Origin of the sequence: Hymenobacter pini, from assembly GCF_020421205.1 — a bacterium.
Taxonomy (GTDB): Bacteria; Bacteroidota; Bacteroidia; order Cytophagales; family Hymenobacteraceae; genus Hymenobacter; species Hymenobacter pini.
On record NZ_JAIZZH010000002.1, the window covers coordinates 374,228 to 390,396 of the forward strand.

Annotated in this window: 13 protein-coding genes and 1 tRNA gene; 8 read left to right on the forward strand and 6 right to left on the reverse strand. The window is 59.7% G+C overall.

Annotated features, from left to right (window positions below):
* Positions 1–75: 75 nt before the first annotated feature.
* Entirely contained in the window at positions 76–1,689 is a 1,614-nt protein-coding gene (gene pckA, locus LF252_RS08165; protein WP_226269092.1) for a phosphoenolpyruvate carboxykinase (ATP), read from the forward strand.
* A 78-nt stretch (positions 1,690–1,767) separates the two neighbouring features.
* Here pckA and LF252_RS08170 read toward each other — a convergent pair whose 3' ends face one another.
* Complete coding sequence (locus LF252_RS08170; RefSeq protein WP_226269093.1) at positions 1,768–2,145, reverse strand: hypothetical protein; 378 nt, start codon at positions 2,143–2,145, stop codon at positions 1,768–1,770.
* A gap of 80 nt (positions 2,146–2,225) precedes the next feature.
* On the opposite strand from LF252_RS08170, the gene LF252_RS08175 reads away from it, so the two are divergent.
* The 3 genes from LF252_RS08175 (at position 2,226) to LF252_RS08185 (ending at position 4,551) form a co-directional block, all read left to right on the forward strand.
* On the forward strand, positions 2,226–3,008 hold the full coding sequence (locus tag LF252_RS08175; RefSeq protein ID WP_226269094.1) for a S1/P1 nuclease: 783 nt from the start codon (positions 2,226–2,228) through the stop codon (positions 3,006–3,008).
* A gap of 108 nt (positions 3,009–3,116) precedes the next feature.
* Entirely contained in the window at positions 3,117–3,830 is a 714-nt protein-coding gene (locus tag LF252_RS08180; protein WP_226269095.1) for a 16S rRNA (uracil(1498)-N(3))-methyltransferase, read from the forward strand.
* 52 nt (positions 3,831–3,882) lie between these two features.
* Positions 3,883–4,551 (forward strand): DUF4159 domain-containing protein, encoded by a 669-nt coding sequence (locus LF252_RS08185; RefSeq protein WP_226269687.1) that lies wholly within the window; start codon positions 3,883–3,885, stop codon positions 4,549–4,551.
* A gap of 53 nt (positions 4,552–4,604) precedes the next feature.
* Here LF252_RS08185 and LF252_RS08190 read toward each other — a convergent pair whose 3' ends face one another.
* The 5 genes from LF252_RS08190 to LF252_RS08210 all read right to left on the reverse strand — a co-directional run bounded on the left by LF252_RS08190 (position 4,605) and on the right by LF252_RS08210 (position 8,715).
* Positions 4,605–5,141, reverse strand: a complete 537-nt coding sequence (locus LF252_RS08190) for a hypothetical protein (protein WP_226269096.1) — start codon at positions 5,139–5,141, stop codon at positions 4,605–4,607.
* Positions 5,142–5,207: 66 nt separating this feature from the next.
* Positions 5,208–5,777 (reverse strand): 1-acyl-sn-glycerol-3-phosphate acyltransferase, encoded by a 570-nt coding sequence (locus tag LF252_RS08195; RefSeq protein WP_226269097.1) that lies wholly within the window; start codon positions 5,775–5,777, stop codon positions 5,208–5,210.
* 84 nt (positions 5,778–5,861) lie between these two features.
* Positions 5,862–6,701: a patatin-like phospholipase family protein gene (locus LF252_RS08200; RefSeq protein WP_226269098.1), complete on the reverse strand. Its 840-nt coding sequence runs from the start codon at positions 6,699–6,701 to the stop codon at positions 5,862–5,864.
* Between the two features lie 66 nt (positions 6,702–6,767).
* A complete protein-coding gene (locus tag LF252_RS08205; RefSeq protein ID WP_226269099.1) occupies positions 6,768–7,616 on the reverse strand; it encodes an MBL fold metallo-hydrolase in 849 nt (282 codons plus the stop codon).
* Between the two features lie 145 nt (positions 7,617–7,761).
* Positions 7,762–8,715, reverse strand: a complete 954-nt coding sequence (locus LF252_RS08210; protein ID WP_226269100.1) for an acetyl-CoA carboxylase carboxyltransferase subunit alpha — start codon at positions 8,713–8,715, stop codon at positions 7,762–7,764.
* Positions 8,716–8,968: 253 nt separating this feature from the next.
* On the opposite strand from LF252_RS08210, the gene LF252_RS08215 reads away from it, so the two are divergent.
* The 4 genes from LF252_RS08215 to LF252_RS08230 all read left to right on the forward strand — a co-directional run bounded on the left by LF252_RS08215 (position 8,969) and on the right by LF252_RS08230 (position 16,052).
* Positions 8,969–9,042: transfer RNA gene (locus LF252_RS08215), tRNA-Asp, on the forward strand.
* A gap of 183 nt (positions 9,043–9,225) precedes the next feature.
* A complete protein-coding gene (locus tag LF252_RS23000) occupies positions 9,226–10,851 on the forward strand; it encodes a DUF6377 domain-containing protein (protein WP_226269101.1) in 1,626 nt (541 codons plus the stop codon).
* Positions 10,852–11,344: 493 nt separating this feature from the next.
* A complete protein-coding gene (locus LF252_RS08225; protein WP_226269102.1) occupies positions 11,345–13,561 on the forward strand; it encodes a T9SS type A sorting domain-containing protein in 2,217 nt (738 codons plus the stop codon).
* 379 nt (positions 13,562–13,940) lie between these two features.
* Complete coding sequence (locus LF252_RS08230; protein ID WP_226269103.1) at positions 13,941–16,052, forward strand: glycoside hydrolase family 97 protein; 2,112 nt, start codon at positions 13,941–13,943, stop codon at positions 16,050–16,052.
* Positions 16,053–16,169 lie beyond the last annotated feature (117 nt).

Sequence of the window (16,169 nt, forward strand, 5' to 3'; positions counted from 1 at the left end):
GGTTTTTGTCTATTTTTGTTCTCGAATTCCCCCATTTCCCACCCAAATCCCCCAACCCGTTTTCGGCCCTTTTTTATGATGGACTCCGCCGCCAACGCTCGCCTCGCACCTCTGGGCATTTCCCACGCCGCCCAGGTGCACCTCAACCTCACCCCCGCCGAGCTGGTAGAACACGCCCTGCGCCGGGGCGAAGGCACCCTCACCGACACTGGTGCCCTGATGGCGGATACCGGCCAGTTTACCGGCCGCTCCCCCAAGGACCGGTTTGTGGTACGCGACGCTGGCACTGCTGAGTCAGTGTGGTGGGGCGACATCAACATTCCGTTTGACGCCGACAAGTTCGACCAGCTGCACCAGAAGATGGTGAAGTACCTGGAAGACAAGGAAGTGTACGTGCGCGACGCCTACGCCGGTGCTAACCCAGATTACGAGTTGAAGCTGCGCGTGGTGAACGAGCTGGCCTGGCACAACCTGTTCTGCTACAACATGTTCCTGCGTCCCGCTGAGGGCGCCGATACCAACTGGACGCCTGATTTCAGCATCATCTGCGCCCCCGGCTTCGAGGCTGACCCGGCCGTGGACGGTACCCGCCAGAAAAACTTCGCCATTCTGAACTTCTCCAAGAAGATGATTCTGATTGGTGGCACGGGCTACGCCGGCGAGATGAAGAAGGGCATCTTCGGAGTACTGAACTACCTGCTGCCCCACCAGCATGATACCCTGAGCATGCACTGCTCGGCCAACGTAGGCAAGGATGGCGACACGGCCATCTTCTTTGGTCTCTCGGGCACGGGCAAAACCACCCTCTCCGCCGACCCCAACCGCGGCCTCATCGGCGACGATGAACACGGCTGGACGCCCGACGCGGGCATCTTCAACTTTGAAGGCGGCTGCTACGCCAAGGTGATTGACCTGAGCCAGGAGAAGGAGCCCGAAATCTGGAATGCCATCAAGTTTGGCTCTATCGTGGAGAACACCCGCTTTGTGCCCGGCACCCACACCGTGGACTATGCCAATAAATCGGTAACGGAAAATACCCGCACGGCCTACCCCATTCACTACATTCCGAATGCCATTGAGCCGTCGGTGGCCGGGGCACCCAAGAATATTTTCTTCCTGACGGCCGACGCCTTCGGGGTACTGCCTCCCATCAGCAAGCTGGATAAGTGCCACGCTATGTACCACTTCATGAGTGGCTACACGGCCAAGGTAGCTGGCACAGAAATGGGCGTTACCGAGCCGCAGACCACTTTCTCGGCCTGCTTCGGCCAGGTGTTCCTGCCCCTGCACCCCACCAAATACGCCGAGATGCTGGGCCAGAAAATGGAGGAGAACGACGTGAACGTGTGGCTGGTGAACACCGGCTGGACGGGCGGCTCCTACGGCGTGGGCTCGCGCATGAAGCTGGGCTACACCCGGGCCATGATTACGGCCGCTCTTAACGGCGAGCTGAACAACGTGGAATTCCACAAGCACCCGGTGTTTGGCGTGGAAGTACCCGCCTCGGTACCCGGCGTGCCCACCGAAATCCTGGATCCGCGCAACACTTGGACCGATAAAGAAGCCTACGACCGCACGGCCGCTGACCTGGCCGAGAAGTTCGTGCAGAACTTCCAGCGGTACGCCGACTATGCCAACGAAGACATCCTCGCTGGCGCGCCTAAAGTAGCCGTGGCCGCCGGCGTATAACGCCCCGCGCCTTCTGCTTTCGGGCATGTAAAAGCCCCTCGAGTTGCAGCTCGAGGGGCTTTTTGCTTAGCTTCTACTTTAGACAGAGCTGGATTGCAGCAGTTTACTGGCGGCTTGTTTTGCCAGAGTACCCTTGACAAGCAGGCCCGCTCCGAACAACACTATTCCTACATACACCACATAGCTCCCACCCAGATACAGCCAGCTCAACAGGGTGAGCACTACGCTACCAGCTACAAACACTGCCCCTATCGTTACCAGCATTTGGGCGGTTTTGAGCTTTTTGCGCGCATCTTCGGTAACCAGCCGCCGCTGCATCTTCTGATATTTTTGGGCTAGCTGCTCGACTTGTCCGGGTAACGCCCCCTCTTCTAACAGCATGGGTACCACTTCCTGGGGTCGGCCGGCGGTGTAGAGTTGGATGGCGCGTTTCTGCGCGTATTTTTCTCGGTACATGATAACGTAGGGATACTGGGAAAGGCGGCAAATCTAGTAAGTTTGTTTTCTGACTCCACTTCTTTCTCTCAGTTACTTGTATGCGTAAGCGCCTATTGCCGCTGCTGCTGGCCCTGCTGTCACCCCTGAGCCTGTGGGCCTGGGGCGCGGAAGGACACCGTACCGTCGGAAAAATTGCCGAACACCACCTGTCCCGCCATGCCCGCCGCGAGGTGAAAAAGCTGTTGGGCACCGAAACCCTCACCTTGGTGAGCACCTGGCCCGATGAAATCCGCTTCTACCCGGAGTTCAAGGACACGGCACCCTGGCATTACGTGAATACGCCCTCCGGCCTGGGCCACGATGCCTACATCCAAGCCGTAAAAACGCAGACCAATGCCAACGCATACTCGGCCTTGGAAACCCAACTGCGCATCCTCGGCGACGAGAGCAAGCCCCAGGCTGAGCGTGCCGCCGCCCTGAAGTACGTGGTGCACATTGTAGGTGACATTCACCAGCCCATGCATACGGGCCACGCCGAAGACAAAGGCGGCAACGACATCAAGCTGAAATACCGCGGCAAGGATACCAACCTGCACAGCCTCTGGGATAGTGGCCTGATTGACTACCAAGGCCTGAGCTACACCGAAATGGCCTGCCAATACGACCGGAAACTGCGCCACAGCCAAGTGCGGGCCTTCCAGAAAAGCACGCCCGAAGAGTGGCTGTGGGAATCGTATTCGGCCAGCGAGAAGCTCTACCAAGAAACTCCCAACGGCACCGACGTGGACTACAAATATTACCCCGCTCATTCCGAGCTGATGAAGCAGCGCATTGTGGAAGCCGGCGTCCGGCTGGCAGGGTTGCTGAACGAGGTACTATAGCCCTTCATTTTCGCTTGTATTCCGCATACGTGCTCCGCCGGCATTAGCCAGCGGAGCACGTGTCGTTTTCAGGGATTGGCCCTGCCGGATTCGTTCTACCTTTGCCTTATGCCGCACACGTTTTTTGCCCCCAACCTGACCACTGCTCCCACCTACACGCTGCCCGAGGACGAAAGCAAGCACGCCGTGCGCGTACTGCGTCTTACCGAGGGCGACGCGGTAGTGCTGGTGAACGGACAAGGCGGTGTGTTTGAGGCGGAAGTAGCCGAGGCCAACCCTAAGCGCTGCCACTTGCGGATAGTACAGCAGCAGCAGGTACCCCGCCGGCCCTACACCGTACATCTGGCCGTGGCTCCCACCAAAAACCTTGACCGCATGGAGTGGCTGGTAGAAAAGGCCACCGAAATTGGCGTAGATCAGATTACGTTTCTGCGCTGTGCCCGCTCAGAGCGCCGGGAGTTGAAGCTGGACCGGTTGGAGAAAATTGCCGTCAGTGCTCTTAAGCAGTCGGGGCAGGCGTGGCTACCACAACTCACGGAGCTGACGGATTTCAGCCGCTTCCTGCCAACCATAGCTCCGGAAACGACCTTTATTGCTCACCTCGAAGACGGGGAGCGGACCCCGCTGGCCCGCGTGGCAGCGTCGGGCACTGGTTGCTGCATCCTGATTGGTCCCGAAGGCGACTTTACCCCGCAGGAGATTGAAGCAGCGTTTGCCCGCGGCATCCGCCCGGTTACGCTGGGCGCATCCCGGCTACGTACCGAAACAGCCGCACTGGCTGCCGTGCACACGGCGCATGTGGCGCGGGAGTTGGCCGACTAGTGAACATCTTCACCAATATTCGCCGTTACGACTTATACTTCCTTTTGCTATGATGGTGAAAAAGCTGCTTCCTTTTCTGACGCTACTACTCCTTCCGCTGCTAGCTGCGGGCCCCGTAGCTCCCAGCTTCCGCATTGCGAAGCTGCACTACGGCGGGGGCGGCGACTGGTACGCTAATAAGACCAGCCTGCCCAACCTTATTCGCTTCTGCAACCAAGCCCTGCGCACCAACATTGACCCCGAGGAAGCCACCGTGGAGCTGGATTCGCCGGAGCTGCTCACCTATCCCTTTGTGCACATGACCGGCCACGGCAACGTTACGTTCACCGACGCGGAGGCCCACAACCTACGCCGCTACCTCATGGGCGGCGGTTTCCTGCACATCGATGATAACTACGGCCTCGACAAATTCATCCGGCCCGAGATAAAGAAGGTATTTCCGGAGCTGGATTTTGTGGAGTTGCCCTTTACCCATCCCATCTATCACCAGAAGTTCCAGTTCCCGGGAGGGCTGCCCAAAGTGCACGAGCACGACGGGAAGCGCCCCCAGGGCTTTGGGCTGCTCTACAAAGGCCGGCTCGTTTGCTTCTACACTTATGAGTGTGATTTGGGCAATGGCTGGGAAGATGTAGGCACGTACCCCGAAGACACGCCGGCCGTGCACGAGGCAGCCCTAAAGATGGGAGCCAACCTAGTGACCTACGCGCTGACGCAGGACTAGACTGACAAAAGGCCGACAGCCAACCTTCCAGACCTTTTGTTTAGGTACGCTGCCTAAAACCGCCGCTGCAGAATCTCGCCTAACACAAAGGCGGAACGCACGCTGGCGGGGTTTCTCAACATTTCACGGATACTAAGCTGGTTATCAGAAGCTGAAGCCGGGCGGGTCCAGTAATCGTCGGGGTTGGGCTGAGCGGCCGCCCGGGGCAAGGTGGCAGCCCGACGGGCTTCCCGGCGCGGCGCTTCCAGTGAACGGGGAGCGGCCGGTTGCTCCAGGGAACGGGCTTCTATCGAAGGCACTTCCAGATTTCGCACGGGCGGCGCCGTTTCGCGGGGTACCGCCCGGCCAGCCGGGGTGGTTGCCGGGCGGGGCTCGGGCGGCGCTGGCTGCAGCGGCCGGGGCTGGTTCTGCGCCTGCATCTGCTTGAGCAACTCATCAAAGCTGCCAGATGGCAAAGGCGGGGCCGTGCGCGTGTTGCGGGGCCGTTGCTGCTGCTCCCGCGCCGTGGTGGCGCGGGCCTTCTGAATCATCTGCCAGATAAATACTGCCAGGCCAATTATTACCCAAATCAAGGCTTTCAATTCCGCCATCAGCTTACAGAATAAACGCGTTGAACAAAGCAAGCGGCAACGCCTTGGCAGGACCGTTGCGCAGATTTACCGTACGCCTTTCTCGGGGAAACGGCCCTTCTTGGTCCGGTAAAAGGCCTTGATTTCCTCCAGGTCCTTTTCGTAGTCGCCGGTGGGCCAGAAAGCAGGGCCCACGCCGGCTTCCTTCTTCTCATAATCCAAGTAGCCCAGCAGAATAGGTACCCCGGCCCCCAGGGCCGCGTGGTAAAAGCCTTTGCGCCACTTGGGTTGGTAAGAGCGGGTGCCCTCCGGCGTGATAAGAATCACCAACTCGTCCCGCTCGTTGAACAGCTGCACCATACCATCTACGAGGCTGTTGTTTTTGCTGCGGTCCACGGCCAGGCCGCCCAGGCTGCGCACCAGTGCACCCAACACCGGAATGGTAGTCCACTCTTTTTTGATGGTGAGCTTCACGTCCACGTCCATCAGGAAGAAAGCCGCCCGCGCAAACATAAAGTCCCAGTTGCTGGTGTGCGGGGCGGCAATCATCATGCTTTTTTTGATGCCGGGGGGCACTTGCGGGCCCAGGTGCCAGCCCGTCATCCAGAACCAGAATTTCGAGAACAGGTACCAAAAAGTAGATGTCTTGCGCGCCATACTATGCAATAGCGGCAGCCGGGTGAGTGGGGAGATGCTGCCGAAGTTCAAAGCTAGGGAAATGTGCCGAAGGGCCCAGCAGCCTCAGGCCAGCAGGGCCGCCAAGTTAGCGGCCTGGCTTAGCGTATGCCGGTAGCCGGCCTCGAAAATATCAGCCGCCCGCAGAAAGCTCATCGTCCGAAACTCGCACAGTTCCGGCGGCTCCAGCAGCAGGTGGCACAGCCGCTTGCTGGGTACCGTGTTGCTGCCGATGGCCAGGTTAAACGTACGCTCCACCACGGCCCGCAGATTATTGACCTGCGCGGCCGGGTTGGGTGGGTTGCAGTGCACGCCCACAATTCGCACACCGGGCGGCGCTTCGTCCACCAGGGCCTCTACCGGCAGGTTGTTGAGCAGGCCACCATCCACCAATTGCCGGCCCTGATACTCAACGGGCCGGTACAGGATGGGCACGGCCGCCGACGCCAGCATTGGCGGGAGCACCGGCCCGCTGGAAAACCGCACCGATTCGCCGGCCAGCAAATCGGTAGCCACTAGCGTTACGGGCAGGCGCAGCTGCTCGAAGGTGAGGCCGGCACCCAAATGCTGTTCCAGCAAGCGGCCGGCCGCGTCCATGGTCAGAAGCCCATAGCGGCTCAGTGCCAGGCGGGCCACGCGGCTGATGCGCAGCTCCTGCAACAGCCGGAGCACCTCGCGGGGCGGCAGGCCCGCCGCGTACAGCACCGCCACAATCCCACCCGACGAAACCCCCGACAGCCGGGCTACCGGTAGCCGCAGCTCATCCAGCGCCGCCAGTACTCCCAGGTGCGCAATACCGCGCGCCCCCCCACCTGAAAGCGCCAGCCCCAGTGCGTTTTTCGTTGTTTGTTGCTCGTTTTTCGGAGCAGGATATTGGGGGAAAGTAGTATGAGTAGTGAGCGGCATGGGCAGTTACGGGAGGTGACCGATACACCAACTACGATAAACGAACCCCGAAAACCGAAGAACGGGCTACAATTCGCTGAGCCGGAACCGCTCGGCCACCCGGATGCCTTTTTCGGTATCCTGCACGGTGATGCATTCGGTTTGGGCATCGTGTTCCAGCACCAGCGCCCAGTTTTCCTGGGACGCCCGGCGCAGCAGCGCGTCTTTTTCGGCCATTGTCATCAGGGGGCGCATGTCATAGCCCATTACGTAGGGCAGCGGCACGTGGGCGGCGCTGGGTATCAAATCCGCCACAAAAGCCAGTGTACGACCTTTGTACTGCAGCACCGGCAGCATCATCTTCTCGGTGTGGCCATCCACCAGCACCAGTTCCTGAAAAGCCGATAGCGCAGCCGGTACTGCCCCGCCCGGCTCAATAAACTGTAGCTGCCCACTCTCCTGAATTGGCAAAATATTCTCTTTCAGGAAGCTGGCCTTTTCGCGCGGATTTGGGTGCACGGCCCAATCCCAGTGGGCCTGGTTGCTCCAGTAGGTAGCATTGGGAAAGGCGGGTAGCAAACGGTCGTCGGGGGTGCGCACCACGGCCCCGCCCACGTGGTCGAAGTGCAGGTGGGTCAGGAGCACATCGGTTACGTCGGAAGACGTGTAGCCCAGCTGGCGGAGGGAGTTTTCCAGTGTATCGTCGCCGTGCAAGTAAAAATGGCTGCGGAATTTGGCGTCCTGCTTGTTGCCGATGCCCGTGTCCACCAAGGTCAGGCGGCCGGCATCTTCCACCAGCAGGCAGCGCAACGCCCAGGTACACATGTTGTTGTCGTCGGCGGGTACCAGCTTCTGCCACAGGCTTTTGGGCACTACGCCAAACATAGCGCCGCCATCCAGTTTAAACAGGCCGGTATCGAGGGTGTGAACGGTCATATAGGGTGGGGTTGAGACAGTAAAGGAATAAAAAAATGTCATCCTGAGCAGAGCGAAGGACCTTATCACGTTGCGCCGATATGTTCGGTTGTGATAGGTCCTTCGCTCCGCTCAGGATGACAAGGAGTTATTAGACAGCTTGCGGTTACTCCAGCACCACGCCCATGTTCGAGAACTTATCAATGCGCTGGCTGATGCGCTCCTCGTGCGGGAGGGCTTCCAACTCGTCGAGGGTTTTGAGGATGGTTTTCTTCAGCGTTTTGATCATCGTGGCCGATTCGCAGTGGGCCCCGCCCAGCGGCTCTTTCACAATACCGTCAATGAGGCCGGCCTTCAGCATATCGGTAGCCGTGAGCTTGAGGGCTTCGGCGGCCTGCTCCTTGTAGTCCCAGCTGCGCCACAGGATGCTGGAGCACGACTCTGGCGAAATCACCGAGTACCAGGTGTTTTCCAGCATCAGCACCCGGTCGCCAATGGCAATACCCAGGGCCCCGCCCGAGGCACCCTCGCCAATGATGATGCAGATAACCGGCACCTTCAGCAGGAACATCTCCTTGAGGTTGCGGGCAATGGCTTCGCCCTGGCCCCGCTCCTCGGCTTCCAGGCCCGGAAACGCGCCGGGCGTATCAATGAGCGTAACAATGGGCTTGTTAAACTTCTCGGCCAGCTTCATCAGGCGCAGGGCCTTGCGGTAGCCCTCGGGGTTAGGCATGCCGAAGTTGCGGAACTGCCGCTGCTTGGTGTTACGCCCTTTCTGCTGCCCGATGAACATTACCGAGCGGCCGTCAATTTCGCCGAAACCGCCCACCATTGCCTTGTCGTCGGCCACGGTCCGGTCGCCGTGCAGCTCAATAAACTTATCGGTCATCCCGTCAATATAGTCGAGGGTGTAGGGCCGGTCGGGGTGGCGCGAGAGCTGCACGCGCTGCCAGCGCGTGAGGTTCTGGTAGGTTTCCTTTTTAAGGGTTTTGATTTTGGCTTCGAGGGCCGTTACCGCTTCCGATACATCTACCTGGCTATCGAGGGCCAGTTGTTGCATTTCGCGGAGCTTGCCTTCGAGAGCGGCAATGGGTTGTTCGAAATCGAGGAGCTGAGCCACGGCTGATTACGCTTTGAAGGTGCGGAGTGGTTGAGTTGACAAGAAAGCAAAGGTAAGCGACGCTCCCGATTTGGCGCACAGACAGCCCGACGGGATTTTGGCAAAAATTTTTCTACCTGACAGCCAGCCGAAAACATTTTTCCACCCTTCTTTTTTCCACCTTTTTTTACCGTGGTATTGCACAGTCCAATTCGGCCCTCTACTTTTGCATCATCAAAACGGAAGGACGCACGGTCTGCCCCAATGATGAAACGGTTCGGTAGTTCAGTCGGTTAGAATGCCGCCCTGTCACGGCGGAGGTCGCGGGTTCGAGTCCCGTCCGGACCGCAAAAAGCCCCAGTATCCTTGGATGCTGGGGCTTTTTCGGCTTTAAGCTAAGCCGCCAGGCCATATTATCCGAGCGGTTACGCTCAGCGCCTTTCAGTGTGTGACCAACGAAAGGCACTTTTCCTTACTGCGAGAATCGCTAGTTTTAGTAGTTATTCCGTTGCCGGAACGCATCTTTGGGTAGTGAAATTCCTTCTGCTTCTCTGCGTACTTCTGCTGAGCGCCGTGCCCCTTGTGGCGGTAGCAGGCACCAGTGAGCAGTTACTAAAGAAATTGCAGGAAGCGCTGGCGAATAAAAAGGACTACGACAACCGACGCTGGACCCGCATTTCGGTGCTCACCGACGCATTCAACTCCAGTACACGCGTCGACGAGGCTAAATTCGACTTGGGCCTGCGCATTTACGAAGAGTACAAGGCCTTCAAGTACGACTCGGCGTTTGTGTACAGCCAGAAAATCACGCAGATAGCCCGGCAACTGGATAGCCCCGAGAAAACGGAGGTAGCCAAGCTGAAACTGGCGTTCATCCTGCTGTCCTCGGGTATGTTCAAGGAAACCTTTGACACCCTGGAAAGCATCCGGCCCGGCTACCTGAGTCAGGCCGACAAGCTGGATTTCTACTTCCTAAAAGCCCGGGCCTACAGCGACTTAGGCGACTTTGATCAAGACCAGGTGTACCGCCCCCGCTACCACGCCCTGGCCCTGGCCTACGCCGATACGGCCCTGCAATTCAACCAGCCCGGCTCCTACGAGCAGCTGTCGATGCAGCAGTTCAAGGCCGTTAAAAACGGCAACTTCCGGGCAGGCCTAGCCCTGTACCAGCAGATTCGGCAGCTGCCACAGCTTTCCGTGCATCAGCTGGCGGTGAGTGCCAGCACGACGGCCTTCATCCATACCTTGCTGAAGGAGGAGGACAAGGCCTTTGAATTGCTGCTGGTGTCGGCAATTGCCGATGTGCAGTCGGCCACGAAGGAAACGGTGGCCATTTTTCAGCTCTCGGATTACTGCTACCGGCGCGGCGACCTGGAAAACGCCTACGCCTTTATCCGGGAAGCCCGGGAGCAGGCTGCCTTCTACAAGGCCCGGCAGCGGCAGATTGAAATCAGCCACATTTCCTCCATTATCGAGGGGCAGAAGATTACCATCATTGAACAGCAGCGCAAGTCGCTGAAGGTGTACGCCGTGGCCGTGACGTTGCTGGCGCTGTTCGTGGTGGGGTTTATCGTTATTATTTTCAAGCAGTTGCGCAAGCTCCAAAAGGCCGGGCGGCTGATTTCGGCTACCAACCAGGAGCTGCGGGGGCGCAACGAAGACCTGCGCCGGCTGAATACGGGCCTGAACGAAGCCAATAAGATTAAGGAGGAGTACATCGGCTATTATTTCCACAATAACTCTCAGCTGATTGACCGGCTGGAATGGCTGAAGAAGTCCCTGGATACGCAACTGGGTAACAAGCAGTACAGCGCCGTGCAGAAGCTGGTAGATGGCATTCACATCAAGCAGCAGCGCAATGAGTTACTCAAGGGTTTCGACACGGTGTTTTTGCGGCTGTTCCCTCATTTCATTGCCCAGTTCAACACCTTGTTCCGGCCCGAAGACCAGTTCCAGCTGCCCGATGACCAGCTGCTGACTACGGAGCTGCGGATTTTCGCGCTGATCCGCCTGGGTATTCACGATAGTGAGCAGATTAGCCGGATGCTGGGCTATTCCATTAATACGATATACACCTACAAAACCCGGGTAAAAAACCGCTCCATTATTCCGAATGAGGAATTTGAGTCCCGGATTCAGGCCATTGAGGCAGTGTGAGCGGGCCTCGGAGCCGGCCCCTGCACGGCCGCAGACTACCGGAAAATCATGTAAATCTCTGCTAGCTTCCGGCGGTGGCGGACGCGCCTGTTCTGCGGCCAGAAGCAGCCCGAGTACTGCCTTGAATTACCGATGTATGCCTGGTGTAGAGGTACCCTTCAAAGCATCAAGTGAGTAATTATCCCAGTGAAAAAAGCTACCAAATGAAGGCTAACGACAAGCCGGTAAGTAGGCAAAAAACGGCCTGGAAGCTGTCATACTTGGGTTATATTTCAGGCATCAAAAATTGTTGTAAATACTTGAATTAAAACACATTACCAATATAAAGCATCTATATTTTCTTGATTGAAGTTTGATAAGTTTTGGTTGAGGCCGGGTGGGCATTCTTTTGCTTTATTCTCAGTGGCCAAGAGGGCGCCGACGTGTATAGGTCTCCTGTTGCCGACGCTGGGAATTGCACCGAGTACCCCTACTTCCCACCATTCCTTTTCCTATGCTCATTTCCTTTACCCCATTGAAAGGTTGGTGCCTGACCGGGCTGGCCGCAGCCCTGCTCGGCCTCAGTACCACGGCCTCGGCCCAAACCCGCGTGCTGTTCGTGGGCAACAGCTTTACCCACGGCCAGTATGCCCCGGCCCTGAACTACAACGCCGCCGCCATTACGGACGTGAACTTTGGCTTACCCTCCACCAACCCCCGGGCCCACGATGCGGGCATGCCGGATGCGTTTGGGGGCGTGCCGGGTATTTTCAAGAAGTTCACCACCCAGGCCGGGCTGAATTACGACGTGCACATTGAGGCCGTGAGCGGCAAGTCCCTGGAGTTCCACCACACCAGCGCGCTGTCGGTTATTGCCCAGCCGGGCTGGGATAAGGTGGTGCTGCAGGAGCAAAGCACCCGGCCCACGCCTACCAACCGTGGGGGTAACCGGCAACTGTTCTACACTTACTCCACACTGCTGGAGCAGGCCATTCACGGGGCCAGCCCGGCCGCGCAGGTGTACCTCTACGGTACCTGGGCCCGGCCCGATTTCACGTACCCGGCCGGCAGCCGTTACGCCGGCCTGCCCATCGATTCGATGGCGCAGGACCTGCAAAAAAGCTTCAGGCAGGCGTTCATCACCAACGGCCATTTTGCCGCAGTGGCCCCGGTGGGCGACGCTTGGATGCGCGCCATTACGAACGGCGTGGCCACGCGCAACCCCTACTCGCCCGACGCCAGCAAAATTAACCTGTGGGCCTCCGACCAGGTGCACGCCAGCAAATGGGGCAGCTACCTCAGCGCCCTGGTGCTGTTTCAGCAGCTCACCAACGTAGACCCCCGCACGCTGGGAGCCAGTGAGCAAGCGGCCGCCGACCTGGGCATTTCGCCCGATAATGCCGTGGCGCTGCAGCAGATTGCCTACCAGCAAGTGGCGGCCCCCACCACCTCTGCCGCCTTCACGCCCGGCAACGTGGCCGTGGTGCGGGTGGGTGATGGCTCGGCTACGCTGACCACCGCCGCCACCGCCGAGTACGTGGATGAGTACACCCTGAGCGGTACGCTGGTGCGCAGCATTGCCCTGCCCACGGCCGACAACGGCAACGTGCGGGCCTTCACCAACAGCGGCACGGCCACTTCCGACAATATTACCCGCTCAGTGGATGGGCGTTACCTGCTGCTGACGGGCTACAACGCCGTACCAGGCACCACCGGCATCGTGACCAGTAACGTGACCACTAACAACCGCCTGGTAGCCCGCATCGGGGCCGATGGCAGCGTGGACACCAATACCCGCATCAACGACGCCTTCTCGGGCACCAACATCCGCACGGCGGTGAGCACCGATGGCAACGCGTTTTACGTGTCGGGGGGCAACAGCGGCATTCGGTACGTGCCGTTTGGCAACACGGGAGCTACTACGGCCCTGAGCACCGGTTCGGTAGTGAATTTCCGTATACTGGGCATCCACGGGGGTAACCTGTATGCTACCTCGGCTACGGGCTCCAACTACGGAGTTAATCAGATTGGCACGGGCCTGCCCACTGCGGCGGGCGCGGCCGTAACGCTGCTGCCGGGCTTCCCTACGGCCAGCGGCTCCAGCCCCTACGGCTTCTACTTCGCCGACCTCAGCCCCACCGTACCGGGCCTGGACGTGGTGTACGTAACGGATGATGCCACGACGGGCGGTATTCAGAAGTGGAGCTTGGTAAGCGGCACCTGGACCTCGAACGGTACCATTGGCGGCAGCACCACGGCCCTGCTGCGCGGCCTTGCGGGCCAGCAAACCGGGACCAACGTGCAGCTGATTGCCAGCGGCGGGGGCGGCCTGTACACCGTGACCGACCAAGCCGGTTACAACGCCGCTCCGAGCCCGGCCGCGCTGCCCGCGCCCTTCGTGCCGCTGCCGGCCAACACCTCTTTCCGGGGCGTAGCCTTCGCGCCGGTAGCCTCGGTAACGACCTCCACCAAGCCAGCCGCTGCGCCCGAAGTGGCAGTATTCCCCAACCCCGCTACCGACCAGTTGACGGTACAGTTGGGCGGGCTGGCCAGCCCGGTTGGCGCTGTGCGGGTTACGCTGCTCAATATGTTGGGCCAGGTTGTAAGCGAGCAACGCGGCTCGGGCAACACGTTCCGAGTTGGGCTGGCGGGCGTGGCACCCGGCGTGTACCTGTTGCGGCTGCAAACGGCCGCCGGCGTAAGCAGCCGCCGCATAGAAGTGCAACGGTAACCTCTGGCCGCTGGGGTGCTGGCAAGCGGCCGGCACCCCAGCGGCCAATACCGAAGGCCATCAGCTGATATTCACTAACCCTGTAACGACTGCCGCTACTCCCCAACCTCCTGCCGCCCTAACCACGGGGCCACCTTCACCAGAGCCAGCGGGCCGGAAAACATACCGCCCCCGGTGAACCTTCGCGCCGGGCTGGGGAGTTACCCGGTGCCAGCCGCACCAAACGGTAGTACCTTATTACAGGCCCTGGATGGCTGGGCAGCACCAGGGCCGGGCGCCGAGCCGCGGCCCCCATCTCACTGCCTAATTTTGCCAACTCAACTCGGGGAGTTCACCCGCTTTCTAACCATAGCAAAACTGCTCCCCGATACTTACCCGAATGAAGAACACTTTCCTGGTTGTGCTGCTGCTGGCAGCCGGCCTGCCCGCCACCGCGCAACAGTCTGCTCCCCTTACTGCCCGCCTCGATAACGTCAGCCTGACGTTTGCCCTGGCTCCGGATGGGCGGCCCACCTACGCCGTGCAGTTCGGCCCGAAATCCGTCATCAACCCGTCGCGCCTGGGCCTGGTGCTGGCCGATGGCAAAGGCTTTGAGGGGCCGCTGGAAGTAACCGGCTCCGAAACCAAAAGCGTGGATGAAAGCTGGAACCCGGTGTGGGGCGAGGTGAAAACCATTCGCAACCACTACCAACAGCTCACGGTGCACCTGCGCCAGCCCCAGCAGCCCGGCCGCCGCCTCGACGTGGTGTTCCGGGTGTTTGCCGACGGCGTGGGCTTCCGCTACGAAGTGCCCCAGCAGCCTGGCCTCTCTTATTTTGTGGTGCAGCAGGAAGCCACCGAGTTCAACCTGCCGGCCAACCACAAGGCCTTCTGGATTCCGGGCGACTACGACTCCAACGAATACACCTACACCACCTCCCGCCTGAGCGAGGTGAACACCACGCCCATTGAGCCCATCCAGCTTAAAGCCGACCCCACCCGGGTGCAGACGCCGCTGATGCTGAAATCGGACGATGGCCTATACGTGAACATTCACGAGGCGGCGCTGGTGAACTACCCGGCCATGATGCTGGACGTGGACACCAAACGCTTTGGCCTGCGCAGCCACCTGGTGCCCGGCGCTACCGGCGCGGCCGCTTACCTGCAGGCCCCCGAGCACACGCCCTGGCGCACCATTGTGGTATCGGACAAAGCGCCCGAAGTACTGACCAGCAAGTTGATTCTGAACCTGAACGAGCCCACCAAATTCCCGACTACCGACTGGATTAAGCCCCAGAAGTTTGTGGGCGTGTGGTGGGAGATGCACGTGAATAAAGCCAGCTGGAACTACGCCGACACCAGCAACATCAAGCTGGCCGGCACCAACTGGAACCGCCTCAAGCCCAACGGCCGCCACGGGGCCAACACCGCCAACGTGAAGCGCTACATCGATTTTGCGGCCCAGCACGGCCTGCAAAGTGTGCTGGTAGAAGGCTGGAACGTGGGCTGGGAAGACTGGGCCAATAACTGGAAGGAAGAGGTGTTCGACTTCGTGACCCCCTACCCCGACTTCAACGTGACGGAGCTGCAGCAGTATGCCCAGAGCAAGGGCGTGCAGCTGATGATGCACCACGAAACCAGCTCCTCCGTTACCAACTACGAGCGGCGCCAGGATGCGGCCTACCGCTTCATGCAAGCGCATAACTACGCGGCCGTGAAAACCGGCTACGTGGGCCGCATCATTCCGCGCGGGGAACACCATGATGGGCAGTGGATGGTGAACCACTTCAACCGCACCGCCGCCCTGCTGGGCCAGAACCAGCTGATGGTGGACATGCACGAATCGGTGCGGCCCACGGGCTTGCACCGCACCTACCCCAACTGGCTGGCCAGTGAGGCGGCCCGGGGCAATGAGTTCAACGCCTGGAGCACCGGCAACCCGCCCGAGCACGAAACCATCCTGCCCTTTACCCGCCTCATGGGCGGCCCTATGGACTATACGCCCGGTATCTTCCGTATTAAGCTGGAAGCCTGGAACCCCGCCCAGAACAAGGGCCGGCAGGTGCACACCACCCTGGCCAAGCAGCTGGCCCTCTACGTGACGCTATACAGCCCCGTGCAGATGGCTGCCGACCTGCCCGAAGCCTACGAGCAGCACCCCGATGCCTTCCAGTTCATTAAGGACGTGGCCGTGGACTGGGACGATACCCGCGTGCTGCTGGCCGAGCCCGGCGAGTATATCACCACCGCCCGCAAAGCCAAGGGCCGCGAGGAGTGGTACGTGGGCAGCATCACTGACGAAAATCCGCGCCAGCAAACCGTCAAGCTGGATTTCCTGACGCCCGGCCGGCAGTACGAAGCCACTATCTACGCTGATGGCAAAGGCGCCAGCTGGGATAAAAACCCCGAGGCCTACCAGATACGCCGGCAGAAAGTCAGCAGTAAGTCTACTCTGAAGCTGCAATTGGCTTCTGGGGGCGGAACCGCCATCAGCATCAAACCAGTTCAGTAGCACGCGTTTTCTGGCCGTCATGCTGAGCGAAGTCGAAACATCTCTACCTCTAGCTACTCAATAGCATTGCCACGAAGCGGTAGTGATGCTTCGACTTCGCTCAGCATGATAGTTCAA

Bases quoted from the DNA above. Each gene is read 5' to 3' on its own strand.
- LF252_RS08170 (WP_226269093.1), bottom strand. From the start codon at position 2,145: ATGTACCGAGAAAAATACGCGCAGAAACGCGCCATCCAACTCTACACC.
- LF252_RS08225 (WP_226269102.1), top strand. From the start codon at position 11,345: ATGCTCATTTCCTTTACCCCATTGAAAGGTTGGTGCCTGACCGGGCTG.
- LF252_RS08180 (WP_226269095.1), top strand. From the start codon at position 3,117: ATGCCGCACACGTTTTTTGCCCCCAACCTGACCACTGCTCCCACCTAC.
- LF252_RS08195 (WP_226269097.1), bottom strand. From the start codon at position 5,777: ATGGCGCGCAAGACATCTACTTTTTGGTACCTGTTCTCGAAATTCTGG.
- LF252_RS08175 (WP_226269094.1), top strand. From the start codon at position 2,226: ATGCGTAAGCGCCTATTGCCGCTGCTGCTGGCCCTGCTGTCACCCCTG.
- LF252_RS08185 (WP_226269687.1), top strand. From the start codon at position 3,883: ATGGTGAAAAAGCTGCTTCCTTTTCTGACGCTACTACTCCTTCCGCTG.
- LF252_RS08205 (WP_226269099.1), bottom strand. From the start codon at position 7,616: ATGACCGTTCACACCCTCGATACCGGCCTGTTTAAACTGGATGGCGGC.
- pckA (WP_226269092.1), top strand. From the start codon at position 76: ATGATGGACTCCGCCGCCAACGCTCGCCTCGCACCTCTGGGCATTTCC.
- LF252_RS08190 (WP_226269096.1), bottom strand. From the start codon at position 5,141: ATGGCGGAATTGAAAGCCTTGATTTGGGTAATAATTGGCCTGGCAGTA.
- LF252_RS08200 (WP_226269098.1), bottom strand. From the start codon at position 6,701: ATGCCGCTCACTACTCATACTACTTTCCCCCAATATCCTGCTCCGAAA.
- LF252_RS08230 (WP_226269103.1), top strand. From the start codon at position 13,941: ATGAAGAACACTTTCCTGGTTGTGCTGCTGCTGGCAGCCGGCCTGCCC.